We start from the raw sequence: 26,005 nt of genomic DNA on the forward strand, positions 1-26,005 counted from the left end.
GAGGTGGTTCGTCGTCCTTCTAATCGAGGTGGTTGCTTGTCCCCTCGCACTGTAGCCCGGGCGTTCGGGAAAAGGAGGGGGCCTGCAGGCGCGCTTCGCTCCTAGACTGACCGTTCGCTGACCATCACCGAACATCGCCGTAACCCGAAGGACACCCGACTCATGAAGATTTCTGCCGTGCTCCGGGCCCTGGTCGTCATGGGCCTCGCCAGCCTGGCGGGAGGCGCCCAGGCGGCCGACACGCTCGCCAAGATTGGCGCCGCCAACAAGATCTCGCTGGCGTACCGCGAGTCGTCGGTGCCGTTCAGCTACCTCAACGGTCCCGAGAAGCCGATCGGCTTTTCGGTCGAAATTGCCAGCGCGGTAGCCGCCGAGGTCAAGAAGAGACTCAACAAGCCGAACCTCGAAGTCGGCCTCATGGCGGTGACTTCGCAGAATCGCATCCCGCTCATCACCAACGGCACGATCGACCTCGAGTGCGGCTCCACGACAAACAACACCGCGCGCGCCAAGGACGTGAGCTTTGCCGTCAATCACTTCTACACCGGCACGCGACTGCTGGTAAAGAAGGCCTCGGGCGTCAAGGACTACGCTGACCTCAAGGGCAAGAAGGTCGCCATCACCGCCGGGACCACCAACATGCAGGTCGTGCGCAAGTACAACGAAGAGAAGAAACTCGACATCGACATCATCTCGGCCAAGGACCATGCAGACGCACTGCTGCTGGTCGAAAGCGACCGCGCCGATGCGTTCGCGATGGACGACATTCTGCTGTTCGGCCTCCGGTCCAATTCCAAGTCGCCGGCCGACCTGGAAGTCGTTGGCGAATCGCTGCAGGTCGAACCCTATGCCTGCATGCTGCCGAAGGACGATCCGCAGTTCAAGGCGCTGGTCGACGGTGTCATCACCGGGATGATGAAGTCGGGAGAATTCGCGAGGCTCTACGACAAGTGGTTCGTGCAGCCGATCCCGCCGAAGAACCTGCCGATCGGCCTGCCGATGAGCCCTCAATTGCAGGACAACATCAAGGCGCCGAACGACAAACCGGCCACGTGAAGCCCCCGTTGGAGATTTGCATACTTGTGATCTACATTTGAGGCGGTCACAAGGGAGCGCTACCAACCACGGCGCGCTGGAGGCGCTCACGGTTCCCCGGAGGAAGTTCTTGCCGGTCGCAGCCCCTTCACTCCCACGCGCCGAGGGCGCCAATCACTACCGCAGGGAGCGGCAGAAGGGTGTGCTGTCGGCGGGGAATGGCGACAACGTCTACGTCTCGCTGCGTGAGCGAGAAGTGGTCGAGCGCGAAATCCACTGTCGTCGCGCACTCGCCCCGCCCAACGGTTTCATCGATCGCGAGGAAGCCACCGGCATCGTCGTCGGCTCGCTGAAGATCGGCCTGACCTCGGTCGAGGTCACTGGCGAGCACGGCATTGGCAAGAGCTGGATGCTGCGCCGTGCGGGCGCCGAGGCCCAGGCACTGTTTGACGGCGGCGTGGTGCGCGTGCCGCCCGGCACCTTCGGCGGCGCCGATTTGCTGCAAGCCTTGTTCGAAGCGTTCTACAGCGTCGACGAGCGATGCCGCCCGGCAAGGCGCGAACTGCGCGAACGCTTCGTGGGCACGCGTGCGTTGCTGGTGGTCGACGACGCGGTGCTCGACGACACGGCCATCGAGCAACTGCAGGACGTGGCCCCGGGATGCGCCGTGCTGCTCACCACAGGCCATCCGCTGCTGCAGCGCGACGCCGGGCCGATCGTGCTGGGCGGGCTGTCCGCCTCCGACGCCATGGCCCTGCTCGAACGCGTGCGTGGCGCGCCGTTCGCCGGCGCCGAACTCGGCGAGGCGCTCGAACAGTGCCACGCGACGCGCGGCCATCCCGAGCGGCTCTCGCGACGCGGCCCCGCCGACCCGGCGTCGCTGCACCTTCTCGGCGCGACGCAACGCGCGGTACTCGACATGTTGGCGGCGTTCAATCCGCACGGCGTCCAGGCTGCGGTGATGAGCGAGCTCAGCGGCAAGCGCGATGCCTTGCCCGCGGTCGAGATGCTGATAGGCGCCGGCTGGGTCTATCAGGACGACGGCCAGGTGCGGCTGATGCCGCATGTCGTGGCCGCCCTTCAGGCGCCGCCCGAGCGGGCTCGGCAGCGCCGTATCGACGGCCTCGTACGGCTCGCGCACCACGCTGGGCGCCAGCCGCGCGCCATGGCGAACGGCCTCGTCACGCTGCCCCTGCTGTGGTTTGCATTGAGTGCCGCGCGCGAGGCGCATGCCTGGCTCGACGTGATGGCCATCGTGCGCGCCTGGGACGTGCCGCTTGTCCTCGCGTGCCAGTGGGACGCGGCCAAGCGCATGCTCGGCTGGCATGCCAAGGCCGCGCTGAAGCTCGGTGACGAGTACGAACGTGCCTGGGCGCTGCATCAGCGCGGCACGCTGGAACTGGCGCAAGGCTATCCACCGCTGGCCGCCCAGTTGCTGCGCGAATCCTTTGCCCTGGCCGAGCACGTGGAGGACCATTCGCTCGCCGCGTCGGCCCGCTATCACCTCGGCTGGCTCACGCCCGAGGCGCCGCCCGAAGGCTGGGGCAGCACCTCGGCGCCCTTGCCGCTGGCCTCGCGCGATCCGTTCGACCCGTTGACCGGGATGGCCTCGCCCGCGCCGCCGACCTGGCCCGTTGCGCCGCACACGCCGTCGAGGTCGCTCGCGGCCCAACTGGCAATGGCGTTGGCGATCGGGCTGGCCGGCGTGCTCGCGGTCGCGGCGCTGCTGCGCATGACCGAGGCGCCCGCCGAGCCGCGCGGTGCAACGGCGGTGGGTGAAGAGAGCGCCACGGGGGGCTTCACACGGACATCGGTGGATGCCGCTGCCAAGCCGGGGCGCTAGTCCGCTGAGCCGGGGTGCCACCGGCCCGGCCGCGTAGTTGGGCGGGACGGGGCGGGGCGGGGCGGAGACAGGGGCTCGGTCAGAGCGACGAGGGGGCCAACTGGGCGCGGATGTTGCTGCCGGTGATGGTCAGCCGCAGGCCGCCGCCGTGCCATTCGAGCCAGTTCAGTGCCACGTAGGCTTCGATGTCGGCTGCATCGATCTGGTCCGCATGGCGCCGCTTGAGCCGGTCGACTGTCTCCGGCAGGGCCTGCCTCAATCGTTCACGCTGTGCTGCCCGCTCGGTCGCTTCTGCGAGCGACTTGGAGGCACGAGAAATTGCTGCCATTACTTGTCCGTTCTGGAACCTGAAATGAGAACCCCAATGTACGCCGTACGAGGTTGCCGGCGTATTCTTTTTTCTGACTGTTGAAACTGCCAGTACGCAATCGCTGCGTAGAGTTACGCCGATGCCTTGCCGGCGGCTGCCCGTCTTGCGTTTTCCTCATCGTACAGCTCCTTCTTCGAGAGCTTGCCGACGGCGGTCTTGGGCAGTTCGCCGCGCACTTCGATCTCGTCCACCATCTCATGCTTGCCAAGGCGGTCTTTCAGGAAGGCCTTGAGCGACTCCAGGGTGAGCGGCTCGGCGCCGGCCTTGAGCTTGATGAAGGCCTTTGGCGACTGGCCGCGGTATTCGTCGGGAACGCCGATGACGGAAACCTCCTCGACCGACGGATGCTCGTAGATGGCCTCCTCTACGGTGCGCGGGTAGACGTTGAAGCCGCCGCACAGCAGCATGTCCTTGGTGCGGTCGACGATGAAGACGAAGCCGTCCTCGTCCATGATCGCCACGTCGCCGCTGCGGAAGAAGCCGTCGCTGGTCATGCTGTCCTTCGTGGCCTTGTCGTTGTGCCAGTAGCCCTTCATGACGTTCGGACCCGATATGCACAGTTCGCCGCGCTCGCCGGTGGGCACTTGCTGGTCGGGGTCGTCGAGGCTGCGCATCGAGAGCAGGATGCCCGGCAACGGCATGCCGCAGGAGCCGGCCTTGCGGCGGCCCCGCGCCGGCGTGAAGCTGCCCGTGGGGGAGGTCTCGGTCATGCCCCAGCCCTCGTTGAGGTTGCAGCCGGTCATGGCGAAGAACTTCTGCGCCACCTCCACCGGCAGCGGCGCGCCGCCGGAGCCGCATGACTTCAGCGAAGTCATGTTGATTTCCTTCGCCTTCGGATGATTGGCGATGGCCGTGTACATGGTCGGCACGCCGGCGAACATGGTGATCTTCTTGGCTTCGAATTCCTTCATCACGGTTTCGAGGTCGAAGCGCGTGTGCAGGACGATCTCGGCGCCCAGGCGGATACCCATCAGCATGTTCACCGTGAGCGAATAGATGTGGAACAGCGGCAGCACTGCGAGCACGCGCTCTTCGCCGAAGTTGACGATCGGGTCGTCGCCAGACAGGCTTTCGACGTATTGGCTGCAAGCCGCCGAAAGGTTTCCGTGCGTGAGCATCGCGCCCTTGGGCAACCCGGTGGTGCCGCCGGTGTACTGCAACACCGCGACCGTTTCAGCCGGGTTGGCGATCAGGTGCGCGATGTACTTGCCGTCGTTGTCGAGCAACTGGGCGAAGCTCATGTGAAAGTCGTCGGTGGCCACCGGCGCCAGCATCTTCGTGGCCTCCAGGTGGGCGCGCGTCGGGCCGGGCGCGGCGGAGTATTCGCCGAGCGTGCCAACGATCAGCTTCTTCAGGCGCGAATGGCCGAGCAGTCGCGACATCTGCGGATACAGCGCAGCCAGGTCGAGCGTCACGAGCACGTCGGTCTCGCTGTCTTCCACCTTGTGCTCGAGCACGCGCTCGGCGTCGAGCGGCGAATAATTGACCACCGTGCCGCCGGCCTTCATGACCCCGAAGAAGGCGATCGGATAGTGAGGCGAATTGGGAAGGTACAGGCCGACATGTACCCCCGGGCCCACGCCCAGCTTCTGGAATCCGCTGGCGGCATGGTCCACCATCGCGCCGAATTCACGGTAGGTGATGCGCCGGCCCATGAAGTCCAGGAAGGGGCGGTCGGGCCACTTCGCGACGGACTCGTCGAGCAACTGCTGCACCGGCGTGATCGCGAGCGCTGCGTCCCAGTGAACGCCGGCAGGATACGAAGAGATCCAGGGATGCACGTTGGTGGACATGAGCTTGTCTCCGGGGGATGTTCTGGCGACGAGGCCGGCGGCAGGGAATGCCGCGGCCGGGTCGAGATCAGCGGGTCAGCACGTTCCGTGCGGTGTGGTTGCCAATGCCTTCGATCAGCGGCGGCCAGAGTGACACCGGCAGGGCGTGGCCCATGGTCGGCAGGCGCAGGATCTTTGCATCGGGGATGGCCGCGGCCACGTCGATGCCGGCTTCCACCGGCACCAGCGGATCGGCGTCGCCATGGATCACCAGCGTGGGAACATGCGTATTGCGCAGCGCCGGCTTGCGGTTGCCCGAGGCGAAGATGGCCGCCAATTGGCGCGCCGTGCCGGCCGGGTTGAGCCCGCGCGCAAAGGCCGCACGCGCACGTTCGGCGTCGCGCGCTTCGTCATCGGGGAACGAATGCGGTCCGCGCAGCACACGCCACACCTTGGCGTAATGGAGGATGAAGGCTTCCAGTGTCGGCGGTGCCGGCGTGAAGAGCATGGCCATCGCTTCGGGAGTGGGCGGCGGCAAGGTCGGATCGCCGGTCGACGACATGATGCTCGTGAAGGACAGCATGCGGCCCGGATGATGGATCGCCATTTCCTGGCCGATCGCGCCGCCCATCGACGCGCCGACGATGTGGGCGCGCGCGATGCCGAGCGTATCCATGAGGCCAGCTGCGTCGTTGGCCATGTCCTGCAGCGTATAGGGCACCGTGAAGTTCTGGCGCGCAAGCGCCTTCATCATCAGCGCCTGCACGTCGGGCACGCCCAAGTGCGACAGGGAGGTGGACAGCCCGACGTCGCGATTGTCGAAGCGGATCACGTGCACGCCAGCCGCGGCGGCCAGGTGCGCGCAAAACACTTCGTCCCAGGCGATCATCGAGGCGCCGAGCCCCATGATCAGCAACAAGGGCGTCGCGCCCGGGTCGCCGAAGCTGTCCCAGGCGAGATCGACGCCGTTGGCCTTTGCGAAGTTCGGCCGGCTCACTTGCCGCCGGACTTGAGCAGGTCGCTGACCTGTTTCACGTTGTCGTTGATGCGGTCGCGCACCACGTTGAAGGCATCGGCCTGCGACTTGGCCGCCAGCTCGGCCAGTTCCTTCATGTCAGCGAGCGCCTGCTTGAAGGCGGCACGGCCCATCTCGTCGAGCTTGGCCAGGTTTTCCTTCGGATCCTTGCCCGGCATTTCCTTGACGGTGCTTTGCCATTCGCCGATGGAACTCTTGAGCATTTCAGCCTGGCGTTGCACCACCGCCTGCAGTCCCTTGTAGGACTTCTCGTTGGCTTCGACCAGCGCCTTGAGATCCTTGCGGCGATTGTCCAGCACGGCGCTCGCCGCCCCTTGCAGGTTCACGTTCTTGAATGCTTCGGGCACGCCCGGCAGCTTCAGGCTCTTCAGCTTTTCGACCGCGCCCTTGAAAGGCTTGGTCATTGCTTCCTGCATGTCCTGAACTGCGTTTGCAGCGGGTGCCGCCGCAACTTTCTTGGCTGCGGCCGGCGCTTTCTTGGCGGCGGTCTTCTTGGTTGTTGCCATGGCGTGTGTCTCCTCTGGGGTGTGGATGAAATGGGCTGACACGATACGCTGAGAGCGCCGGTTCGTGGACACTCGCCACAATAATTTCGCATCGGGGTTTCCCGCTGTCTTGTGCGGGACAGACACGCGCAATGCACCGGCGCCGCAAACAAGGACGCCCGCGAGCGCAGGGCTGGCGGGCGTCTATTGCTATCAAAACGATAGCTGGTGCAACTACGGTGCGTCAGCGTGCGGGCACGATGGCATCGGGCAGTTCGATCTTCACTTCGAGCACTTCAAGCTCGTCCTGGCGCTCCAGGTTGACCTTGATGTCCTCCGGCTTGATCGACACGTACTTCGAGATCACTGCCACCAGTTCGCGCTGCAGGTCGGCGAGATATTCGGGGCGCCTGCCCCCGCGGCTGCCTCGCTCGTGGGCCAGGATGATCTGCAGCCGCTCCTTGGCAACCGTTGCCGTCTTCTTCTTTTCGCCGAGCAGGAACGAGAGAAAAGACATGGCTTACCTCCCGAAGATGCGCTTGAAGAAGCCGGGCTTTTGCGCGTCCACGAAGCGCAAGGGCCTGTCTTCGCCGAGGAAGCGGGCCACCACGTCGGTGTAGGCCTCGGACACGTCGGTACCCTTGTCGTGGATGGCGGGGATGCCCTGGTTCGACGCGTTGAGCACGGTCTCCGATTCGGGCACCACGCCGATCAGCTTGATGCGCAAGATGTCCTGGATGTCCTCCAGCGACAGCATCTGGCCACCGGCCACGCGGTTCGGGTTGTAGCGGGTGATGAGCAGGTGTTCCTTGATCGGCTCCTTGCCTTCGATCGCGCGCTTGGTCTTGCTGCTGAGGATGCCGAGGATGCGGTCGGAGTCGCGCACCGAAGAGACTTCGGGGTTGGTCACCACCAGCGCCTCGTCGGCGAAGTGCATGGCCATCAGCGCGCCGGTCTCGATGCCGGCCGGCGAGTCGCAGACGATGTAGTCGAACTCCATGTCGGCCAGGTCCTTCAGCACCTTCTCGACGCCTTGCTGCGTGAGCGCGTCCTTGTCGCGCGTCTGCGAAGCAGCCAGCACGAACAGGTTGTCGCACTGCTTGTCCTTGATGAGGGCCTGGTGCAGGTTGGCCTCGCCCTGGATGACGTTGATCAGGTCGTACACCACGCGGCGTTCGCAACCCATGATCAGGTCGAGGTTGCGCAGGCCGACGTCGAAATCGATCACCGCGGTCTTCTTGCCCGCCAATGCGAGCCCCGACGCAAAGCTCGCGCTCGTGGTCGTCTTGCCGACACCGCCCTTGCCCGAGGTCACCACCACAATTTTGGCCATCTACGTTCCTTCAATTTCAAATGCTGTCGAATGGGGATGCGGTCGCCGCCGCAAGATCCGCATTCATATGGGTTCGATCACGAGTTTCTTGTCGTCGAGGCTGATCTGCGCCGCCTTGCCCGCCACATCAGGCGGAAAGGGCACCTCGGCGGTGCGGTAGATGCCCGCAACGGCCACGAGCTGCGCTTCCAGGCAGGTCGTGAAGATGCGCGCCTCGGTGTTGCCACGGGCCCCTGCAATTGCCTTGCCGCGCAGCGGCGCATAAACGTGCACGTTGCCGTCGGCAATGACTTCGGCGCCATAGCTCACCACGGCGGTCACGATGACGTCGCCACCGCGCGCATAGACCTGCTGGCCGGAGCGCAGCGGCTTGTCGATGATCAGGGTGCCATTGGCCGGCACTGGCACCTCGCGCACGATTTGCGGCGCAGGGCTGGGTGCTTCGGCAGGGGGCGAGGAGCGGGCCGGGGGCGCCACCGGCATGGCCGCGATCGACAGGCCCGCGGCCCGTGCGGCCGCGTTCTGCCCGTCGCTGCCGCCACGCACGGCGATGGGCTGCGTCTGGTGGCGCGCCAGCAAAGTGCGCAATGCGGCGAAATCGAGCGTCGGCGCGGCCTCCTCGTCCTGCAATTGCGAGAGGTCGATGACCACCGGCTCCTGCTCGAAGAAATCGGGAGAGTCGGCCAGCTGTGCGTCGAGTGCCTCGGTGAGGACGGCCAGGTCGGCTGTCTTGAGGATCACCGCAATCAGCGGAAGCGTCGCGCTCTTGAATTCGAAAACCGCTCGGGTACGCGCGGCGGATGCATCTGCCATGAAAAACGTCTCTGCGGAAAGCGTTGAAGTCTAACGGGCGCGGCGAGTCTCCCCGGCGCGGCGCCCACCCGCCACCAACATTCTTTGCATGAGGTTGCACTTGAAGGGAATGAAACACCCCCGAAGCGCCCGCGGCGCCTCCCTTGAGGGGCGCACCCGCCGGCCCGGCAAAGGGTTCCATGGTATTTGTCCAGTACCTGGGCTGAAGCGATGAGCCTCAAAGGGTTTCTCAGAGCGCAAGATGGCAAAGGCAATGCGCAACAGCTTGCGCGCCAGGATCACCAATGCCTCTGTGGCTTGCAGTCCTCGCGCGCGCAGCGCTTGGTATGTCGGCGCAAATGTTTTGGTTTTGGAGGCGGACATGGCCGCCATGTACATCTGGTAGCGCAATGCCGGGGCGCCGCGCTTGGACAGGCGCCGACGACCTCGACTGCGTCCCGAGTCATGGGCACGCGGATCCAGCCCGCCGTAGGCCACCAAGGCATCCGCGCCGGCAAAAGGCATGCGAGAGAGCAAGGCTGTCAGCAGGGCGCTCGCCGCGGCGAGGGCGCGCGGCTCCCGCCCTGGAAAAAGACGAACATGGCGCAAGGGACTTAGGTAACATCGTTCGTCATTTGGCTTACAACCAGACCAACGATGTTCGACGCCAACGGAGTAACGTCTTGCGGCTCACCAAGATCTTGTTCGGATCCCTGCTGTGCGGCGCGAGCGTGCTCGCGTCGTCATTGGCCTGCGCGCAATCCACTGGCGCCACATTGCCGTGGGCGCAATCCACCAGCATCGTCGGCATCGTCGATGGCGCTGCCACGCTGATCCGCCAGACCACACGCTACACGCTCGCCGAGGGCGTGCAGTTGAACGAGCAGGACATCATCGAGACTGCGCCCGGCGCATTTGCCCAGATCGAACTCCCGGGGGGCGTTCTTGTCGGTATCGGCGAGTCGACGCGGCTGATGCTGCGGCCCCGCGTGGGCAAGGGGCTGACGGCACCGCCGCTGTACCTGCTCGAAGGCTGGCTCAAGACCAGCGCCAGCGGGGCCTTCGGCTACGCAAGCCCCGCCTTCGAGGTTGCGACGCAAGCCGCCATCACCGTGATCTACACCAAGGGCATGCAGTACGAGGTGTTTCTCGAAAGCGGCACTGCCAAGCTGACGCTGCGCGATAGCACCCAGGCGAATGCGCAACTGGCCACCGGCGACTTCGCACAACGGCGTGAAGGCGCCACGCCGACGGTCGGGTCGCGCGCCCCGCCCGAATTCCTGAATAAGGTGCCGCGCCAGTTTCGCGACCGATTACCCTCTCGCGGCGAACAGTTCGCCAAGCGCAACGTCGCACCCAAGGCGCTCGGCGATATCAGCTACGCCGATGTGGGTCCGTGGCTGCGCACCGAACCGGCGCTGCGGCTTCCGTTGCTGCCGCTGTGGAAAGCGCGTGCAGTCGCCGATCCGGCCTTCCGCGCGGGGGCCAAGGCGGACCTGGCGCAGCACCCCGAATGGGAGCAGTATGCCGACCCCGAGGGCTATGCGCGCCGCATGGCCGAAGAGGCCGAACGCCGCCGCGCGCGGGAAGCCGCAATTGCTGCGGCACGGGCCAAGGCCGCTGCTGCCGCTGCGGCGGCAGCGGCAGCAGCGGCCAACAACGCCGGGCGGGACAAATCTCAGTGAACCGTTGCACGTCGTACCGCAACTCAGCGGAGTGAAATGAAACACCCCCGAAGCGCCTGCGGCGCCTTCCCTCGAAGGGGCGATACACGGCCCGGCAAAGCCGGTTCCACGGTATCCCCGGGACCGACGGCGCCGGTTTCATGCGCCGCGGGTCACGCGATAGCGTGGTGGAAACTGAAATGCAGGACTGGAGAATCTCATGCGCCTTCTACTCAAGTTCAACCTGATCTTCCTGGTTGTCTTCGTCGCCGGCGTGCTCGGCGCAGGCAAGGTTTCCCATGACCTCCTGCAAAGCAACGCCAAGCAGGAAGTGCTCAACCATGCGCGCCTCACGATGGAAAAGGCGATCGCGGTACGCGCCTACACCAACGACCAGATCCGCCCCTTGCTTGAAACGCAGATGAAGTACACCTTCCTGCCGCAAACCGTACCCGCCTATTCCGCCACGGAAGTGCTGGCGACGCTGTCCAAGACCTTCCCCGACTACACCTACAAGGAAGCCACCCTGAATCCGACCAACCCGCGCGATCGGGCGGTCGACTGGGAAGCCGACATCGTGAATCGCTTTCGCACCCAGGCCGACCAGAAGGAGTTCATCGGCGAGCGCGAGTCAGGTACCGGACGGGCGCTCTACATCGCGCGCCCGTTGCGCATAACAAATGCCGCCTGCCTGGCATGCCACAGCACGGTCGAGGCGGCGCCGCGCACGGTGATCGACAAGTACGGGCCGGCCAACGGCTTCGGCTGGCAGATGAATGAAGTGATCGGCGCGCAGGTCGTGTCGGTCCCCATGACGGTGCCGCTGGCGCGCGCCGAGCAGACTTTCAGGGTCTTCATGACTTCGCTCGTCGCCATCTTCGTGGCCATCGGCATCGTGTTGAACCTGATGCTCTACCTGCTCGTGATCCGACCGGTGTCGGCGCTGGCGAAGGTGGCCAACCGCGTCAGCCTGGGCGAAGCCGATGTGCCGGAATTCGCGACGGGCGGGCGTGACGAAATCGGGACACTGGCGAAGTCGTTCGCGCGCATGCGCAACAGCCTCGACCAGGCCATCAAAATGATAGATACCTGAGGTCCGCCACCCTTATGTCGGTACCCTCCCATGTCGGTCCGTACCCGATCCGCGGCGTGATTGGTCAGGGCGCGATGGGCATGGTGTACCTGGCGCACGATCCGGTCATCGACCGTCCCGTGGCCATCAAGACGATTCACCGCCGCCTGCTCGAGTCGAGCGACGAAACGAGCGTGGCGGCGCGCTTTCGCGTGGAAGCCAAGGCGGCGGGGCGGCTGACGCACCGCAACATCGTGTCGGTCTATCAGTTTGGAGAGGACAGCGACTGCGCCTACATCGTCATGGAGTACGTTGCCGGGCGCAACCTGCGCGAGTATGTACAGCCGCCGCGCAAGCTGGAGGTGCCGCAGGTGCTGTGCGTGATGCAGCAATTGCTCGACGGCCTGCACTACGCCCACGAGCGCGGCATCGTGCACCGGGACATCAAGCCGGCAAATCTCCTGATTACCGATGAGGGGCGTCTGAAGATCACCGATTTCGGTATCGCGCGAACCGAATCGTCGAACCTGACCCGCGCCACTTCGATCATCGGCTCGCCCGGCTACATCGCGCCCGAGCAGTACACCGACCGCGACATCGACCGCCGGGTGGATGTCTTCTCCGCAGGCGTGCTGCTTTACCGGATGCTGAGCGGGACGACGCCATTCGTCGGCACGGACGACGCGATCATGTACAAGATCGTCTACGAGGCGCACAAGCCGCTGAGCGAGCAGGCCAAGGACGCCGCGCTTGCGCCCTTCGATGCGGTGCTGGACAAGGCGCTCGCGAAGAATCCGGCAGAGCGCTATTCGAGCGCCCTGGCGATGCGCACGGCGCTGCTCGCGCTTGCCACGGAGACCTTGCCGGAGGTGCTCCCGGCCCACATCCTGCTGGCGCCTGTGCTCGAAGACCCCGATGTCACGCGGGCTGCCCCGAAGGCGCGGGACGTGCCCGTCCCCGCGCCATCCTCCCCGCCATCCTCTCCATCCTTGCCGCTGGTCACGGGCTCGGCGACGACTCCCCATGCTCCCCCCACGACCCCCCGGACAGCCGCGACGTCGCTGGCCGGCACCAGCCCGCCATCGGTTCCTGCACCGACCGGATGGGACGTCGGCACACTGGCGGAGATCGAACACGAACTGGCCGAGCATGTCGGGGCGGTGGCGCGCGTGCTGGTGCGCCGCGCTGCGCGTGGGTTGACCTCGCCGGCGGAGGTGCGGCATGCCGTTGCCGGTGCGATCGTCGATTTCGAAGCGAGAGAACACTTCCTGGCGAAGGCCGGTGGGACCCGCACCGTCATCACTGCGACCGCGCAAGCGGTCACCGATTTCCAGTCCTCGCAGGTCGCGGGCGAAGTGCCGAACGGGGCGCCGGGCGGGGCGCCGATGCGCCAGGGCGATGTCGACAAGGCGGCTGCCGCGCTGCTGTCCTCCATGGGACCGATCGCACGGATCGTCGCCAAGCGCTGCGCCGCGAAGTCAACCACGCGCGAGCAGTTCGTTGCCCACGTGCTCGAACAACTGACGCCAAACGTCGATGCCCGCCGCGTGCAGGCCGATTTGTGGCGTGCCTTCGGCTGAGATCGAGCCTGCCGTGATCGCGTTGCGTGTCACGCGCCGCCCTGGCGCCACAGTACCCGATGAGACGGCGCTTCCGCTCCCGCCCAAGGGACTCGTGATCGGCCGCGCCGTCGATTGCGGCCTGGTGCTGGCCGACCCGTTGCGCATGGTGTCGCGCCAGCACGCACTGGTGGTCGCGGTGGGTGAAGGCGGACGCGTGCGCTGCGTCAGCAGCAACGCACCCTTGTGGGTCAACGGCACACAGGTTGCCCCAGGGGGCGAACTGCCCCTGTCGGTGGGCGACCGGCTGCGCCTCGGTGGGTTCGAGCTCGCGGTCGAGACCGCTGCCGCCGCGGCCGCGCCGCGCGCGCGTCTGGATCGCTGGTTCGATCTGGACAGCGTGGAGGACCCGCTCGCTGCCGCGTCGCCGCTGCCGCCACTGGCACCGTCGGTTCCCGCGCCGTCGCCGTCGGTTCCCGTGCCGTCACTACCGCCCCTTGCATCGTCACCGTCACCCCACGCACCCTCGGCGTCGCCACTTGCATCGCCGGCCGAGGCGCCGTCGGCCAGCGCGGTCGTGTCCTGGCAGACGAGCCGGCATGTGGTGCGTACCGGCACGCCGGCCATGCTGCGTGCGCTCTCGACGCCACCGCCGCCCGCGCCGCATGTGCAGGGCGTCGCGTCGGCGTCGACATCGTGGCCGCCCACCGCTGCGCCCACGCCGCTTTCGCCTGCGCCGGCCCCCGCGGCATCCCGTTCGCCGGAATTGCAGGAGCTTGCGGCGGCTTTCGCTCGCGGCGCCCGGCTTGGCGCCGGGGTGGCGCCAATGACGCCGGAGTGGATGGAGCATCTCGGCGCGCTGCTGCGGGAAACCGCCGAGGGCACGCTCGCGCTGTTGAAAAGCCGCGCGGTCGCGAAACGCCACATGCGCGCCGAGCGCACGGTGATTGCGCCACGCGAGAACAACCCCCTGAAGTTCTCTCCGGACGCGACCGAAGCGTTGACCCGCATGCTGCAACGTGACCCGAGCCCCGGCTTCCTCGACCCGGTGGCGGCGTTGCGGGACGCGCATCACGACTTGCTGGTGCACCAGGTGGCGATGGTGGCCGGCATGCGCGCCGCGGTGTTCGAGCTTTTCTCCAGGCTGAGTCCCGAGGCTGCCGAAGGCATGGAAGGGCCCGCGCATGGCATGTCGCGACGCCTGCCCTCGTTGCGCGCCGCGGCGCTCTGGCAGCGGCATTGCATGCAGCACGCGCAGTTGCTCGAGCACCTGGACGACGACTTCGAGGCCATCTTCGGACGCGAATTCCTCCGCGCCTACGAAGCCCAGTCGCGCGACGACGATGACACCAATCCCTCGCCGCTGGAGTCGCCGCCATGGCCGGGCGCGCATTGAGCGTTTCGCTCGCTGCGCTGTCGGAAACGGGGCGGCGCGAGTGCAATGAAGATGCCTTCGGCTATTGGGAAGGCGCCGATTCCCTTGTCGCCGCCTTGTGCGACGGCGCCGGCGGGCATGGTGGCGGGCAGACGGCGTCGCGCGCCGCCGTGACGCATGTGCTGGAAGCCTTTGCGCTGCGGCCCGAGGTCAGCCTGAATGCCCTGCAATGGCTGGTCAAGGGGGCCAACGAAGCCGTCGTCGCGCAACAGGTTGCCGGCACGCCGACGTCCGACATGCGCACCACCATCGTGGTGCTGCTGCTCGACCTCCACAGCGGCACGGCGCTCTGGGCCCATGCCGGCGACTCGCGCCTGTACCGGTGGCACGAGGCCCGGCTGCTGGGGCGCACGCGCGACCAGAGCCTCGAACAGAGCTTGCGGGATGCCGGGCTGAGTACGACCGCCGTATCGTCGGGGCAGCTGACCTCGGCGCTCGGCTCGCCCGGAGGCTTCGATTTCGAGGTCGTGCAAACGCCACAGGTGCTCGCTGGCGGCGATGCGCTGCTGCTGTGCAGCGACGGCCTCTGGTCGGCCTTCGACGATGCGGCGATGGCGCGCAGCGTGATCGGCTGCAACGGCGTCGAAGCCTGGCTCGATCGCCTCGAGGCGGGTGTGCAGCAAGCCGATCGCAGCAACCAGGACAACTATTCAGCGCTCGCGATCTGGTGCGAGGAGGGTTGAACGTCGAGCAGTTCGAGCAGCAACTCGGGTTCCGGCGGCCAGGCCGCGGGCCGTGCAACGGCACCGCGCGCAGCGGCGAGCGGCCACCAGAGGCTGGCCGGCGCCGGCGGCCAGCCAGGAAGTTGTTCGAAAACCTGATTCGCACGCGGCGGCAAGGCGGCAATCGCGGCCTCGAGCGCATCGGGCCCCTCCGCGACCGCGTCGAGCAAGAGCGCGAGCCGTGCAGCGATTTCAGCCGGCGAGGCCGGCGCATCAAGGCGTTCCACCAACGTCAGTGGAAAAGCCCGGCCGACACGATCGTGCGACGCCACGATGACGCCGCACCAGATCTCGCCGGGCGCAGGCAGCGCGAGATAGCGCCACGGCGCGAAGGCGCCCAGGCGTTCGCGCAGTGCGGTGCTGTCCAGCCTCGCGGCGGCGAGGGCGAGGCCACGCTGCAGCCAGCCGTCCCAGTCGCTGCGCCAGCGTGGCGGCAGGCCGCGGCCGGCGAAGTCTCCACGCGCGGGCAATTTGCCGTACCAGCAGACGCGACGCGGCGGGGTCTTCACCATGATGCCGGCGGGCAACGAAATCGTGCCAGCTCCTGGAGCGTCCAGATGTCGGCGTCGGGCGCGCCGGCTGCTGCGCTCGCCTCGACGTCGAGGGTGCGCGTGTCGACGACAAAGGTCAGCCGGGCCGGCGCGCCGCGCTCGCCCTTCCAGTCGTTGCGCAACAGAACCCGAAGCCAGGCGAACGGACCTTCATGGACTTCGGCGCCGACGCCGGCGGGCCCGGGCGGCAAGATGCGCAACAGCACTTTCTGCGTCGTGGCCGGTCCCGGCCAGACCAGCTCCTTGGCGCGTGCCGGGCCGTTTTCGAAGCGCAGCAACTGGCCATCGACGTCGATGCTGAACTGCAGCAGCGCGCCATCCATGCGCTGCGGCGTGAGGCGCAGCCTGAGTTCGGGCAACGGCGCACCCTGGGGAAAGAACAGGGTGCTGATCGCCGCCGCCCGCTCGAAGGCGGCCGGCACACCGGCATCGACGCTCGCGCCGCGCGCCTTCCACGGCCGGCTAGACGTGTCGACGCGTTCGCCCAACTGATTGCGCCGGAAGTCGTCGAACAGGCCACCCGGCCCGAACAGGCGCGCGAAATCGGACGGCGCCATGTCGCGCGAAGCGGTCGAGCCGAACGGAAAGCGCTCGCGTGTCAGTGCGCCGCAGGCCTGGGCCAGCTCGGCCAGCGCCGCGTCGAATCCCGGCCTGGCGCCGCCGCGCGAGCGGATCAACGTGCCGAGGTCGACGTAGAGCTTGCGCAGTTCGGCCGGCGCGCGGGCGGCTTCTGCGCGCAGTGTCGCGTCGAGTTCGGCAGCCGCGCTCTCGTCGCGCTTGCCGGTGACGGCCAGGGCGTGAAGGCGGTCGAGCGCCTGCGGTCCGGCGCCGGCGGCATAGTCGCCGAGGGTGCCGAATCGTGCCCGCAAGGCGCCATTGAAGCCGGTCTCGGCGGCGCTGCCGCCCTGGAGCGGTGCGCTGAACTCGTCCGCCAGGCGCGTGAAGAGGCGGCGCAGTGGCGAATCAGGCGCCGTGAGTTCCGTTGCCCTGCGCGAGGCACTCTCCGCATCGGCGACGGGCGCCAACGCGAGCGCATCGAGTTGGCGCGACCAGGCCGCAATCACGCGCTGCGCCTGGCGCTTGCCGACCTGCGCGGCGATGTCGTCGCGCCAGCCGCGGTCCTTCTGCAGTCGCCGCATATCGCTGCTGGCGTCGCCGAGCACCCAGTCGGCCTCGTTCGCAAGCGCGTCGAAGGTCGGCTCGACCGCCGGCAAGATGTTGCGACGCCAGTCGGCGGCAGTGGAATGCGCCGGCATCGGGCCAGCGCTCGACGTCGTGAACACGAGGGCGCCCGTCGCGCCCAGGCGCGTCGGCAAGTCCTGCGGCGGGTCGGGATCGGGAACGCGTTGCAGCAGCAGGTCGTGCACGCGTTGCGCCGGCGGCAGCGCCGCGAGGGCACTGCGCGCCGCGCGCACTCCGGCCTCGTCGGGGCGCATCGCCTCGGGCAGGCCGCTGCGCTCGATCAGGGTCTCGACGTGGCGCGTCCATTCGGCGCGTTCGCCGGCGCCGCTCGCTGGCACCAGCGCCTGCTCGACCCAGCCCCGCAACTCCGGGCGGACCAGGCGCGCCGGATTGGAGAGCATCAATGCGGCGCGCAGCGCCTCGTAGCGAGTCGCGCTGTCCTCGGCCCCGCGCAGGTCGCGGCGCAACCGTTCGATGAGCAGCGGCGCCAGGCTTCGATCGAGCATCTCGCGATACGCCTGCTCTGCCGAACGCGCCAGGCGCGGCCCCTGGAACAGGCCGAAGCCGAAGCCGGCGGGCGGCTCATCCGGATCGACCCCGTCGTTCGCGGCCAGGCGCTCGAGCAGCGCGTAGAGCGGCAACACCTGTTCGAGACTTGCCGATTCCAGCGGACCGATGCGCTCGGTCAATTGCTCGAGGCGCGTGCGCACGGTGTCGACATAGTCGAGGTTGCGCCGATAGCTCTGCCACCACAGCGCGGAGACGGCGAGCAGCGCGACCGCCGCAATGCCTGCGCCGACCATGACGACGCGCCGACGCAAGCGCAGCCGCTGCAATCGCAGGCCCGCCAGCGGCGCTTCCGCGATCACCAGGCCCTTCAGCAGTGCGCTCAGGAAGTACGACTTGCCGCGGGCATCGGGCCGCGCCAGCGCCTTCAGCGCCAAGCCATGGCTGCGGGCGAGTTCGCCGATCACCCGGTCGATCGGATTGCCCTCCTGCGTACCGCTCGTCAGCGCAATGGAGCGCAAGCGCTGCGCCGGTTCGACGGCAATGCCGGCGAACGCCTCGCGCACGAACCCTTCGAGCGGCGCGAGCAGGGCTTCGAACTGTGCCGCGAATGCGTAGATCTGCAGGCGGCGAGGCAGCATGCGTTCTCGCTGGAGCGACTCGGGACCGCGCTGTGCCAGGCGCTGCGCCAGGTCGTCCAGGCGCGCCCTGAGATCGGCCGGCACGCCGGCGACATCGGCGTCGAACACCAGGCCCCAGAACTGCTCGCGTTGCGCGGCGTCGAGATCGCCGAAGGTTTCGACGAAACCGGCGAGCAGGTCAGCCTTGGTCACCAGCAGGTAGATGGGGAAGGCGAGATCGAGCACGCGGCGCAGTTCGTCCAGGCGTGCCGCGACCGCTGCCGACTGGCGCGCGAGTTCCGCGCCGCCATGCAGCAGGTCGGGCACGCTGACGCTGACGATCACGCCGTTGATCGGCTGCACCGGCCGGTGCCGGCGCAGCAGCGCGAGGAATTGCTGCCATTCCCGGGCGTCGGCCGCAGCGTCGCTGTCCTGCGTCAGATAGCGTCCTGCCGTGTCGATGAATACGGCGTCCTGGCTGAACCACCAATCGCACTGGCGTGTGCCGCCGATGCCCGCGAGCGGGTCGCGCCCGAGCTTCTCGGCAAGCGGAAAGCGCAGGCCCGAATGCCATATCGCGGTGGTCTTGCCGCCGCCGGGCGCGCCGATGATGAGGTACCAGGGCAGTTGCTGCACCTGTCGCCGGCTCTGCCACCAGTGGCGGGCACCCTTGGCCTCGACGCCCTGTCGCAGCATGGCCAGCGCCTCCCGGAAGCGCTGGCTCAGTTCCTGGCCCGCATCGCCTTGTTCGAGGCCCTTCAGCAGACGCTCGTTGCGTCGCCGGCTCAGCCAGACATGCAGCCCCTGCAGGCCAGCCAGCAACAGCGCGGCCAGCGCCAGCAAGGCGAGGCGGGCGCGGATGTCGTCGAAGGGATGCCAAGTGCCGAAGGTGAGCAGCGGTGCCGCGAACCACAGCAAGACGCCTGTCGCGCCGAAGTTCACGGCGCCTTGCACGAAGCGGTTCGACGCCTTCATTCCGGGAACAGGACGATCTCGACGCGCCGGAGTGGCGCGCTGCCCGAGGCATCGACACGGGCCTCGACAGCGAGGCGCGCATCGCCGAGCTGGGGTCGCAAGACGTCGGCGGCGCCCCGCGCCCATTCCATCGCCTGATGCCAGGCCGATGGCGTACGCGCCGTCGGGGGATCGCTGCCATCGGTGTAGCCGACTACGAGCACCTTTCCCGGCAGCTTCTTCAGCGCTGCGCCGAGGCGCGTCAAGGGGCCGGCGGCGTTGCCGAGTGCATCGGCACCGACCACGACCACGCTGCGCAGCGCCTCGTCGCGCACGGACAGGCGACCCGCTTCGATGTCGTCGCGCAGGTTCGAGGCCAGCCGCGGCGGCGCCGGCGCCGCCGTGCTTGCGACGGCCTGCGCGGAAACGCTTGGTGCGGGCACGAGTTGCTGCAACGACGCCAGCACGCCGTCCACACGCGCCGCCAGCTGAAGCTGGCTGGCGCTGTAGATGGCCAGGGCCAGCACGCCGAGCAGCAGGACCGCCGGCAACGCAATGCGCGGCGCCCGCGGTGGACTGGCGGCCGCCGCGGCACAGTGCCATGAAGGCACCAGCGTCGGCACCGGCGCCACCTGTTGCAGCGCCAGTTGCACGCGTGCGCGCAGGGTTTCGTGGTCGCGGTTGCCGGGGGCCATGCCCGCGCGCAACCCGAGGCTCAGGCAGGCGTGGAAGAGTTCGAGCAGCGCGCGGTGTTCGCGCGGCTTTTCGGCGAGCCGCGACAGCAGGCGCAACAGCTTGTCGCCGCCGTTGGCTTCGCCGTGAAAACGCTGCAGCAATCCGGCGCCGCCAGCGCCCCACGGCGCCGCGGCGAACTGCTCGTCGCCCCAGGCACAGAGCACGTAGCTCGCGGCCGCCACGCTGCCCTCGGCGACGCCCGCGACGCGCGCCTCGGCTTCGAATTCGGCCACCGCCGCGGACAGCGAGCGACGCAGCTCGGCCACGTCGACGGGCGTCGCATCGCGCAAGCGTGAAATCAATGCGACGAGGGGGAGGGCCTCGGCGCGCAGCGCGCGCACGGCGGGCGGCTCGTCGACGCTTTCCGATCCGCCGACAGCCGGCGACGCGAGCGCGGCGCCGGGTCCGCTCACTTGGCCCACCCCAGTTGCAATTGGCGCGCCTGCGCGTCGACGCGCGCACGCGGCGCCAGCGTTCCGGCCGGCAGCGGCAGGATGGCGCGCCACTGGGAGCGCTCGAGTTCCCTGAACGCGCCGAACACCGCGACGGCACGCGCGTCGCCGCCGATCTCCAGGGCCAGCTCGCGCGCTTCTCCGGGGCGCAGGAACAGGTTCTCGCGCACCAGAACGTTCGACCCGAGGGTCGCCTCGTCATCGTCGTAGAGGCTGTCGAAGGTCGCCTTCTCGAATCCGCTGGCATCGCGCAGCACATAGATGCGCAGCGCCAACGATGCCGAGGCATTGCGCGCATCGGTATTCAGGCTGCGCTGCGCCTGCACCAGCAACTGCAGGTTTCGCTTGGGCCCGGCCAATGCCGGCGCCGGACCGGGGTTGAACATGAAATTCACCACCATCGACGTATTGACCCAGGGGATCTGGCGCTCCTCGGTGTCGCGCAGCACCTTGATGCGTACCGCCTTCATCATGTCCTCGACATCCACGCCAGGGGTGCGCAGCTCGGCCGCGAGGTGGCGCGTGTAGACGCTGTTGCCGCCGACCGGGCCGTCCTCGGCGACGCGGCCGGGCGCTGCGGAGAAAGCAATGAGGGCCCCCGGCGCCGCCATCTCGGCCAGGCCGTTGGCGTTGCGCGAACCTCGGCCGCGCGTCGCGAAGGGGTCGTTGCGGCAGGCGTCGATGATGAAGATGCGGGCGCGTGGACGCACCCGCTCGACATGCGAGAGCAGCGCTTCCTGCATGTCGATGGCCTCGTCGCGCACTTCGGCCTCATCGCGCAGCGCGATGTCGACCGGCAGCAGGAAGTTGCGTCCGCCGATCTGCACGCCGTGGCCGGCGTAGTAGAAGACCGAGGCGACCTGGTCGTCGTCCATGCGGCGCGCGAATTCCCGCAGCACGCGCTTGAAGTCACGGGCGTTGAGGTTGAGGTATTCGCCCACCTCGAAGTCGAGGGTGCGCAATGTCTGAGCGACCAGTCGAGCGTCATGCTCGGGATTGTTCAGGGGCATTTCAGGGTAGCGCCCGTTGCCGATCACGAGTGCGACGCGGCGTTGTCCGGGGGCGTCGACCTTGACCTTGGGTTGCGCCTGGCAGACCGCGTTCCACGACATTGGCAAGAGGCTGAGGCCAAGGCAGGCGAGCAGGCGACGGCGACTCATGGTGCGGCGGGAAGAGTGTGTGCTGCGGACCGGCGCGGAGAGAGAGAGATCCAGTGACCAGACAGTGTGGCGGACTCCACTGGCGCTCGCATCCCATTCTCGGTGGAGCGCTGCGGCGGCACAAGGGGAGTGCGAGGCCGCCGCGACCCCGCCCTGGCACCGCTGCGGAGTCTGCCGGGCGCGGTTCAGGAGCCGCGGAACTGCACGCGACGGTTGATGGCGGCGTGCGGGTCGGAGTCTTCGATCGGCCGGTCCTTGCCGTATCCGACAGTCTTCAGCCGTGCGGCGTCGATGCCGTGGCGCTGCACCAGGTAGTCGCGCACGGCGCGTGCACGGACACGCGACAATTCCAGGTTGTAGGCCGCGCTGCCCGAGGCGTCGGTGTGGCCTTCGATCGTGACAATGCTTTCCGGCGACAGCAGCTTGATGCCTGCCGCGAGTGCGTCGAGCTGGGTCCGTGCGGCCGGAAGTATCTCGGCGGAGTCGAAGCCGAACTGCACCGGGAGGGACAGCGCCGAGGGGGCCTCGGAACTCGGGTCATCACGCACGACGCGTGGGGCGGGGGCGGCGTGCACAGGGGCGGATGGTCGCGCCGACGTGCTCGCCTTGGAGGCCGCCGCCACCACGATGGGCTTCGCCGGCGCCGGGGCGGGGGCCGAAGCCTTGGGCGCATCGTCGAGCAGGCGGATCGAACGGGTGTTGCCGAGCACATCCGCCACGTCCTGCGGGAGCACGAGCTGGCCTTCGCGATAGACGACCACCTTCTCGGCCTTCGCCGGAATGGCGATCAGGGCGGCGGCGGCGGCGAGGGCGAGGGCGAGGGTGCTGAGGTAGCGGATCATTTCGGAGCTCCTTGGGCGGTGGATTCGTCGATGCCCATGGGTTGCGCGCGCCGCCTCGCCGGTTCAATCTTTCTCGATCGATCCGATGCCGTGAATGGAACGCGTGACGGCCGGGTTGCCGTGGTAGCGCACGTTGCCGATACCGTCGATGCGTACCGCCAGCGTGCTGCTGGCGGCGAGTTGCACTTCGCCGCTGCCATCGATGGCGACTTCGGCGCGCTCGCTGGCGAGCCTGGGTGCGAAATAGGTGCCGGTGCCGGTGATGGCCAGTTGCTGCGCCGTCACCTTGCCACCGCCGACAGCGATTTCCCCGGCGCCGGTGATCCGCACCTTGAGGCTGGCCGCGTTGTCCAGGCGATCGACGCGGATCGAGCCGCCGCCCGCCAGCACCAGCGCAAGCGCGTCGCTGCGCAGCGGTCCGATGCTGATTTCACCGGCGGTGCGCGACTCGAAGGCGCGCAGCGTCCGGACGCCGATCTTCATCCGGATCGGCTGCTTGGTCTCGGTCCGGCCGGGCGAAAGGCCGATCAGCAGGCGCCGGTCGCGGACCTCTGTCGTGATTTTTCGCAACACCGCGGGCTCGGCATCCAGGGTCAGCGACTCGCGTGGACCCTGTTCGATGCTGACTTCTCCGGCGACGGCGAACACGACCTCGTCGAAGTCGGCGACGCTGCGGGTTTCGGTGGCCGCCTGCGCCGGCCCGGAAAGGCTCGCGGCAAGAACCGCGGCACAGCCAGCAACCAGGGCCCGGAGCGGCCGCGGTGTCGGGATCGCGTGGGTAAACCAGCGCATGGTGCGGCTCCTGGTTGCGGCGGGCGCGGGCCTCAGCGCGGCAGCGCGAGGCTGGGCGCCGGCGCCGAGGGGCGCGCGAGGCAGGTGGTCCCGCCAAGATCGGCGGTGACCAACAAGGCCCCACCATGGCGGTCGAACGCCACCAGCTTCGCACCCTGCCGTACATCGGAGCCCAGGGTGACCGGCCCCTCCTCGAACAGCAGGCGCCCGTACTGCCAGCAGCGGAGCTGATAGGTGCCGGATGCCTTGCGGGTCGGTGCCTGCGGGGCAGGCGGCGGCGGGAGCGGCGCGGGCGGAACCTGGGTCACGACGAGGTCGTCGCCTCGGGTGGCTGCGATACCTGCGCTCGCGCCGGGATGCCATTGCAGCATCACGCCGGCCGCGGCGACCACGGCAACCCCGGTCATCGCGGCCAGCAGGCCGCCGTGCTGTTTCCGACCATCGATGAAGTCACTTGGCTTGTACACGGAAGTTCTCCTTGGCGAGCGTGCCGCCGCTGGCTTTGTCGAAGGCGGCGCTGACCATTTCGAGCGTGGCGCCGGGCAAGGGTTCGAAGTCGGTGCCGACCATCGCTTGTGGCAGTGAGGCCATCACGTCGCGTGTCGTGGCGAAGCAGACGATGGTCTCGGGCACGCCCTTCGTATTCATCGAGAGCTGGAAGCGCATCGCGCCGGGCAGCGTGAGCGGCTTGGCCGCGGCGATGCGTGAGTCGCGGGCGAACCGGTTGGGGAAGAAGCGTATGACCTTGGCGTCCTCATCCTGCAGGTAGCAGTAGACATGCGCGTCCTGCGACGGTTGCAGGGAGAGGTTGATCGCCTCCCCGCGGGCAAACCGGGTTTGCTGCTTCGGTGCCGACACCGACAGCTTCAGCGGCGCAGCCGGTGCAGCGGGGGCGGGTGCCCCAGGCGATCCTGGCGCTCCCGGCGCTCCGGCAACCGCTGCAGGCGCCACGTAGTGGGCCGGTTGTGCGGGTCGCTGGATCTTCGTGTGGTCGGCGGCCAGGAAGGCGTAGAAGAAATCCTCGTTGAGCAAGGCTTCGCGGCTGAGGCCGAGCGCAGCGCGATAGTTGGAGATCGCCTCGTCGATGGCGGGATTGAACTCCCCGTCGATCGGGCCGTCGTAGAAGCCGCGGCGACGCAGCTGGTTCTGGAAGTAGGCGATCAGCTCGATGCGCGTCGAGGCCATCGCGTGGTACCAGTCGAACATCTCGAGCTTGGTTTCTTCGTTCGCCTTGGGGTCTGAAACGCCCAGGCAGGTCCAGTAGGGTGTCTTGGTCAGCTTGCCGATGAGCTCGACCGCCGCCAGTTCGACCAGCCCGCGCAATGCCTGCGACTGGCCTTCGGAGCGCGCCAGGTTCATGCTGTAGTTGATGCCGAACTTGTGATACGCGGCATCGCCGTCGAAGCCGCTGCCCTGCTTCAGGATCACCACCGAATTGCGCGAGGTGACACCCGGCAGCACGCCCATGTCGCTGGTCGTCATGACGCTCAGGTCGAGCGCCAGCATGCTGGAGGCTGCGTCCTTTGCAATGCCGAGGTTGAGGTAGGGAAAAATTCCGAAGCCCATGTCCTTCTGGTTCTTGATCAGGTTCTCGTCGAACTGCGACACGGAGCCCTTGATGTCGTACAGCGGGATCGCCTGGTAGGCCGCCGTGGTCTGCGCCGACGCGAGGAACGTCACCACGTTGAGGGTGTCCTTGCCGAACGCGACCAGCCGTACCGCGCGGCTGCGGCGCGACATGTCGGACACCGACGAGATCAGCATGTCGCGCGTTCCGGCGTTCAGCTTCTTGGTTTCGTCGGTGATTTCCTCGGTCAGCATGGTCACGTCACGAACGCCGTAGTCCAGCAGCAGCGTGTCCATGCAACGCAGCGCATGCGAGAAGCCAGTGATCGAGCGCTGGGGCCGATCCTCGGGGCCCTTGCGAATCTCGGCGGTCTGCTCGACCGTGGGCTTCTTGACCTCGAGCGTCTGGCAGCCTGCGAGTGTCGCGACAGCGGCAAGGGCGAGGACGCGCACGAAAAGGGGCGGGTTCATGACAGCTCCGTTTATCAGAGGGTTGGGGATCAGTTGCAACCACCGCGGCCGACGATATTGATCGCATTTGGCGCGAATACAAATACCTCGCGCGGCTGGGCTCCGATGCGCCCGCCCGTGTCGACGTTGCCGATGTTCTGGCTGCCGCAGCTGCTGTTCTGGTTCTGGCCAAAGCCCTGGTCCTGGCTCAGGCCCAGCTTCTTCTCCTGCTCCTCGGTCCTGCGCTCCTGCGCGGACGCGCGGATCTTTTCCTTGGCGATCTTCGCGCGGAAGTGCGAGTCGACACCCAGCAGTTCCTGCCCTGCGAATGCACTGGCGCAGGCGCCCAGCGTGACTGCGACGAGGACGATGCGGGTGCTGCGTGCGAAGTTGGCGTTCATGTCGGATCTCCTGGGGAAAGGGCCGCCGGCGTGGGTGGCGCCGGCGGGGAAGGGACGAAAGCGGGGAAGCTGGCTTACTTGGCGACGCCGATGCTTTGTTCCGCGGTGGACAGGAAGCCGGAGGCGGTGTTGACCGAGTTGGTGGCGATGACGGTCGAGTTGGTCAGCTTGCCGTTGCCTTGCGCGCCGCCGATCTGCTGGTTGGCCGTGGACAGGAAGCCGGAGGCGCGGTTGGTGGCGCCGTTGGCGATCACCGTCGAGTTCTCGATCTTGCCGTTGCCCTTGGCGAAGCCCACTTCCTGGTTGGCCGTGCTGAGGAAGCCCGACGCCGTGTTGTTCAGGTTCGTGCCGATGATCGTGCTGTTGGTGATCGTGCCGTTCTGGGTGGCGCGACCGATGCTCTGGTTGGCCGTCGACAGGAAGCCGGAGGCGGAGTTGGTGGCACCGTTGGCGATGACCGTGCTGTTGGTGATCTTGCCGTTTTGCTCGGCCACGCCGATGTTCTGGCGCGCGGTGGACAGGAAGCCCGACGAGGTGTTGCTGGCGCCGGTGGACAGCACCGTGGAGCCAGCGATTTCACCGGCCATCGCGCCACTGAAGGCGAAACCGAGGGCCACGAGGATGGAAGCTTTGCGAACGATTTGCATGATGATCTCCAGGGAGTGATGAAGAGGG

At 67.6% G+C, this 26,005-nt stretch carries 25 protein-coding genes; 7 read left to right on the plus strand and 18 right to left on the minus strand.

Translation table 11 applies throughout. The features are described 5' to 3' along the window. The first annotated feature begins 162 nt into the window (after positions 1 to 162). Entirely contained in the window at positions 163 to 1,056 is an 894-nt protein-coding gene (locus WKW80_RS08130) for a transporter substrate-binding domain-containing protein (protein WP_340363049.1), read from the plus strand. A gap of 109 nt (positions 1,057 to 1,165) precedes the next feature. Next, positions 1,166 to 2,878, plus strand: a complete 1,713-nt coding sequence (locus tag WKW80_RS08135) for an ATP-binding protein (RefSeq protein ID WP_340363050.1) — start codon at positions 1,166 to 1,168, stop codon at positions 2,876 to 2,878. A 79-nt stretch (positions 2,879 to 2,957) separates the two neighbouring features. On the opposite strand, the gene WKW80_RS08140 is transcribed toward WKW80_RS08135, so the two are convergent. The 8 genes from WKW80_RS08140 to WKW80_RS37290 form a co-directional block, all read right to left on the minus strand. After that, a complete protein-coding gene (locus WKW80_RS08140; protein WP_340363051.1) occupies positions 2,958 to 3,206 on the minus strand; it encodes a hypothetical protein in 249 nt (82 codons plus the stop codon). Positions 3,207 to 3,319: 113 nt separating this feature from the next. Continuing rightward, positions 3,320 to 5,041 (minus strand): long-chain-fatty-acid--CoA ligase, encoded by a 1,722-nt coding sequence (locus WKW80_RS08145; protein WP_340363052.1) that lies wholly within the window; start codon positions 5,039 to 5,041, stop codon positions 3,320 to 3,322. 67 nt (positions 5,042 to 5,108) lie between these two features. Further along, positions 5,109 to 6,017, minus strand: coding sequence for an alpha/beta fold hydrolase (locus WKW80_RS08150; RefSeq protein ID WP_340363053.1), 909 nt, complete (start codon positions 6,015 to 6,017; stop codon positions 5,109 to 5,111). Next, positions 6,014 to 6,562 carry a TIGR01841 family phasin gene (gene phaP, locus WKW80_RS08155; protein ID WP_340363054.1) on the minus strand — a complete coding sequence of 183 codons (549 nt, stop codon included), beginning with the start codon at positions 6,560 to 6,562 and terminating at the stop codon, positions 6,014 to 6,016. The genes WKW80_RS08150 and phaP overlap by 4 nt, the downstream gene beginning before the upstream one ends. A gap of 223 nt (positions 6,563 to 6,785) precedes the next feature. Next, entirely contained in the window at positions 6,786 to 7,058 is a 273-nt protein-coding gene (gene minE, locus WKW80_RS08160; RefSeq protein WP_340363055.1) for a cell division topological specificity factor MinE, read from the minus strand. A 3-nt stretch (positions 7,059 to 7,061) separates the two neighbouring features. After that, positions 7,062 to 7,874, minus strand: coding sequence for a septum site-determining protein MinD (minD, locus tag WKW80_RS08165; protein WP_340363056.1), 813 nt, complete (start codon positions 7,872 to 7,874; stop codon positions 7,062 to 7,064). A 63-nt stretch (positions 7,875 to 7,937) separates the two neighbouring features. After that, positions 7,938 to 8,687 carry a septum site-determining protein MinC gene (gene minC, locus WKW80_RS08170; RefSeq protein WP_340363057.1) on the minus strand — a complete coding sequence of 250 codons (750 nt, stop codon included), beginning with the start codon at positions 8,685 to 8,687 and terminating at the stop codon, positions 7,938 to 7,940. A gap of 30 nt (positions 8,688 to 8,717) precedes the next feature. Beyond that, positions 8,718 to 9,275, minus strand: a complete 558-nt coding sequence (locus WKW80_RS37290; protein WP_422822869.1) for a transposase — start codon at positions 9,273 to 9,275, stop codon at positions 8,718 to 8,720. A gap of 74 nt (positions 9,276 to 9,349) precedes the next feature. Here WKW80_RS37290 and WKW80_RS08175 point away from each other — a divergent pair, with 74 nt between their 5' ends. The 5 genes from WKW80_RS08175 to WKW80_RS08195 all read left to right on the plus strand — a co-directional run bounded on the left by WKW80_RS08175 (position 9,350) and on the right by WKW80_RS08195 (position 15,079). Further along, positions 9,350 to 10,351, plus strand: coding sequence for a FecR family protein (locus WKW80_RS08175; RefSeq protein WP_340363058.1), 1,002 nt, complete (start codon positions 9,350 to 9,352; stop codon positions 10,349 to 10,351). A gap of 199 nt (positions 10,352 to 10,550) precedes the next feature. Next, positions 10,551 to 11,423 (plus strand): Tll0287-like domain-containing protein, encoded by an 873-nt coding sequence (locus WKW80_RS08180; protein WP_340363059.1) that lies wholly within the window; start codon positions 10,551 to 10,553, stop codon positions 11,421 to 11,423. A gap of 14 nt (positions 11,424 to 11,437) precedes the next feature. Then, positions 11,438 to 12,982 (plus strand): serine/threonine-protein kinase, encoded by a 1,545-nt coding sequence (locus WKW80_RS08185; RefSeq protein ID WP_340363060.1) that lies wholly within the window; start codon positions 11,438 to 11,440, stop codon positions 12,980 to 12,982. Between the two features lie 13 nt (positions 12,983 to 12,995). Then, positions 12,996 to 14,357, plus strand: a complete 1,362-nt coding sequence (gene tagH / locus WKW80_RS08190) for a type VI secretion system-associated FHA domain protein TagH (RefSeq protein WP_340363061.1) — start codon at positions 12,996 to 12,998, stop codon at positions 14,355 to 14,357. Continuing rightward, complete coding sequence (locus WKW80_RS08195) at positions 14,339 to 15,079, plus strand: PP2C family protein-serine/threonine phosphatase (RefSeq protein WP_340363062.1); 741 nt, start codon at positions 14,339 to 14,341, stop codon at positions 15,077 to 15,079. The genes tagH and WKW80_RS08195 overlap by 19 nt, the downstream gene beginning before the upstream one ends. On the opposite strand, the gene tagF is transcribed toward WKW80_RS08195, so the two are convergent. The 10 genes from tagF to WKW80_RS08245 form a co-directional block, all read right to left on the minus strand. After that, on the minus strand, positions 15,043 to 15,630 hold the full coding sequence (tagF, locus tag WKW80_RS08200; protein ID WP_340363063.1) for a type VI secretion system-associated protein TagF: 588 nt from the start codon (positions 15,628 to 15,630) through the stop codon (positions 15,043 to 15,045). The genes WKW80_RS08195 and tagF overlap by 37 nt on opposite strands. Further along, positions 15,624 to 18,953: a type VI secretion system membrane subunit TssM gene (gene tssM, locus WKW80_RS08205; RefSeq protein WP_340363064.1), complete on the minus strand. Its 3,330-nt coding sequence runs from the start codon at positions 18,951 to 18,953 to the stop codon at positions 15,624 to 15,626. The genes tagF and tssM overlap by 7 nt, the downstream gene beginning before the upstream one ends. After that, positions 18,950 to 20,080 carry a type IVB secretion system protein IcmH/DotU gene (gene icmH / locus WKW80_RS08210; protein WP_340363065.1) on the minus strand — a complete coding sequence of 377 codons (1,131 nt, stop codon included), beginning with the start codon at positions 20,078 to 20,080 and terminating at the stop codon, positions 18,950 to 18,952. Before icmH ends, tssM begins: the two co-directional genes overlap by 4 nt. Beyond that, the gene (tssJ, locus tag WKW80_RS08215) at positions 20,077 to 21,279 is read right to left on the minus strand and encodes a type VI secretion system lipoprotein TssJ (RefSeq protein ID WP_340363066.1); all 1,203 of its coding nucleotides are present in this window, start codon (positions 21,277 to 21,279) and stop codon (positions 20,077 to 20,079) included. Before tssJ ends, icmH begins: the two co-directional genes overlap by 4 nt. A gap of 185 nt (positions 21,280 to 21,464) precedes the next feature. Continuing rightward, the gene (locus WKW80_RS08220) at positions 21,465 to 22,121 is read right to left on the minus strand and encodes an OmpA family protein (protein WP_340363067.1); all 657 of its coding nucleotides are present in this window, start codon (positions 22,119 to 22,121) and stop codon (positions 21,465 to 21,467) included. Positions 22,122 to 22,184: 63 nt separating this feature from the next. Beyond that, positions 22,185 to 22,913, minus strand: coding sequence for a head GIN domain-containing protein (locus tag WKW80_RS08225; RefSeq protein ID WP_340363068.1), 729 nt, complete (start codon positions 22,911 to 22,913; stop codon positions 22,185 to 22,187). A gap of 32 nt (positions 22,914 to 22,945) precedes the next feature. Beyond that, a complete protein-coding gene (locus WKW80_RS08230; RefSeq protein ID WP_340363069.1) occupies positions 22,946 to 23,380 on the minus strand; it encodes a hypothetical protein in 435 nt (144 codons plus the stop codon). Further along, positions 23,364 to 24,950: a DUF4384 domain-containing protein gene (locus WKW80_RS08235; RefSeq protein WP_340363070.1), complete on the minus strand. Its 1,587-nt coding sequence runs from the start codon at positions 24,948 to 24,950 to the stop codon at positions 23,364 to 23,366. The genes WKW80_RS08230 and WKW80_RS08235 overlap by 17 nt, the downstream gene beginning before the upstream one ends. A gap of 29 nt (positions 24,951 to 24,979) precedes the next feature. After that, the gene (locus WKW80_RS08240; protein WP_340363071.1) at positions 24,980 to 25,330 is read right to left on the minus strand and encodes a hypothetical protein; all 351 of its coding nucleotides are present in this window, start codon (positions 25,328 to 25,330) and stop codon (positions 24,980 to 24,982) included. 74 nt (positions 25,331 to 25,404) lie between these two features. Further along, a complete protein-coding gene (locus WKW80_RS08245; RefSeq protein ID WP_340363072.1) occupies positions 25,405 to 25,977 on the minus strand; it encodes a hypothetical protein in 573 nt (190 codons plus the stop codon). Positions 25,978 to 26,005: the final 28 nt, after the last annotated feature.

The sequence above is a fragment of the Variovorax humicola genome (genome assembly GCF_037889915.1).
Lineage (GTDB): Bacteria > Pseudomonadota > Gammaproteobacteria > Burkholderiales > Burkholderiaceae_C > Variovorax > Variovorax humicola.

What these genes read in the sequence shown, in the direction of transcription:
- minC (WP_340363057.1), bottom strand. Translation starts at nt 8,687, where the DNA reads ATGGCAGATGCATCCGCCGCGCGTACCCGAGCGGTTTTCGAATTCAAG.
- WKW80_RS08140 (WP_340363051.1), bottom strand. Translation starts at nt 3,206, where the DNA reads ATGGCAGCAATTTCTCGTGCCTCCAAGTCGCTCGCAGAAGCGACCGAG.
- WKW80_RS08245 (WP_340363072.1), bottom strand. Translation starts at nt 25,977, where the DNA reads ATGCAAATCGTTCGCAAAGCTTCCATCCTCGTGGCCCTCGGTTTCGCC.
- WKW80_RS08130 (WP_340363049.1), top strand. Translation starts at nt 163, where the DNA reads ATGAAGATTTCTGCCGTGCTCCGGGCCCTGGTCGTCATGGGCCTCGCC.
- tssM (WP_340363064.1), bottom strand. Translation starts at nt 18,953, where the DNA reads ATGAAGGCGTCGAACCGCTTCGTGCAAGGCGCCGTGAACTTCGGCGCG.
- phaP (WP_340363054.1), bottom strand. Translation starts at nt 6,562, where the DNA reads ATGGCAACAACCAAGAAGACCGCCGCCAAGAAAGCGCCGGCCGCAGCC.
- WKW80_RS08240 (WP_340363071.1), bottom strand. Translation starts at nt 25,330, where the DNA reads ATGAACGCCAACTTCGCACGCAGCACCCGCATCGTCCTCGTCGCAGTC.
- tssJ (WP_340363066.1), bottom strand. Translation starts at nt 21,279, where the DNA reads ATGAGTCGCCGTCGCCTGCTCGCCTGCCTTGGCCTCAGCCTCTTGCCA.
- WKW80_RS08185 (WP_340363060.1), top strand. Translation starts at nt 11,438, where the DNA reads ATGTCGGTACCCTCCCATGTCGGTCCGTACCCGATCCGCGGCGTGATT.
- minE (WP_340363055.1), bottom strand. Translation starts at nt 7,058, where the DNA reads ATGTCTTTTCTCTCGTTCCTGCTCGGCGAAAAGAAGAAGACGGCAACG.
- WKW80_RS08220 (WP_340363067.1), bottom strand. Translation starts at nt 22,121, where the DNA reads ATGATCCGCTACCTCAGCACCCTCGCCCTCGCCCTCGCCGCCGCCGCC.
- minD (WP_340363056.1), bottom strand. Translation starts at nt 7,874, where the DNA reads ATGGCCAAAATTGTGGTGGTGACCTCGGGCAAGGGCGGTGTCGGCAAG.
- WKW80_RS08195 (WP_340363062.1), top strand. Translation starts at nt 14,339, where the DNA reads ATGGCCGGGCGCGCATTGAGCGTTTCGCTCGCTGCGCTGTCGGAAACG.
- WKW80_RS08225 (WP_340363068.1), bottom strand. Translation starts at nt 22,913, where the DNA reads ATGCGCTGGTTTACCCACGCGATCCCGACACCGCGGCCGCTCCGGGCC.
- WKW80_RS08235 (WP_340363070.1), bottom strand. Translation starts at nt 24,950, where the DNA reads ATGAACCCGCCCCTTTTCGTGCGCGTCCTCGCCCTTGCCGCTGTCGCG.
- tagF (WP_340363063.1), bottom strand. Translation starts at nt 15,630, where the DNA reads ATGGTGAAGACCCCGCCGCGTCGCGTCTGCTGGTACGGCAAATTGCCC.
- WKW80_RS08180 (WP_340363059.1), top strand. Translation starts at nt 10,551, where the DNA reads ATGCGCCTTCTACTCAAGTTCAACCTGATCTTCCTGGTTGTCTTCGTC.
- WKW80_RS08145 (WP_340363052.1), bottom strand. Translation starts at nt 5,041, where the DNA reads ATGTCCACCAACGTGCATCCCTGGATCTCTTCGTATCCTGCCGGCGTT.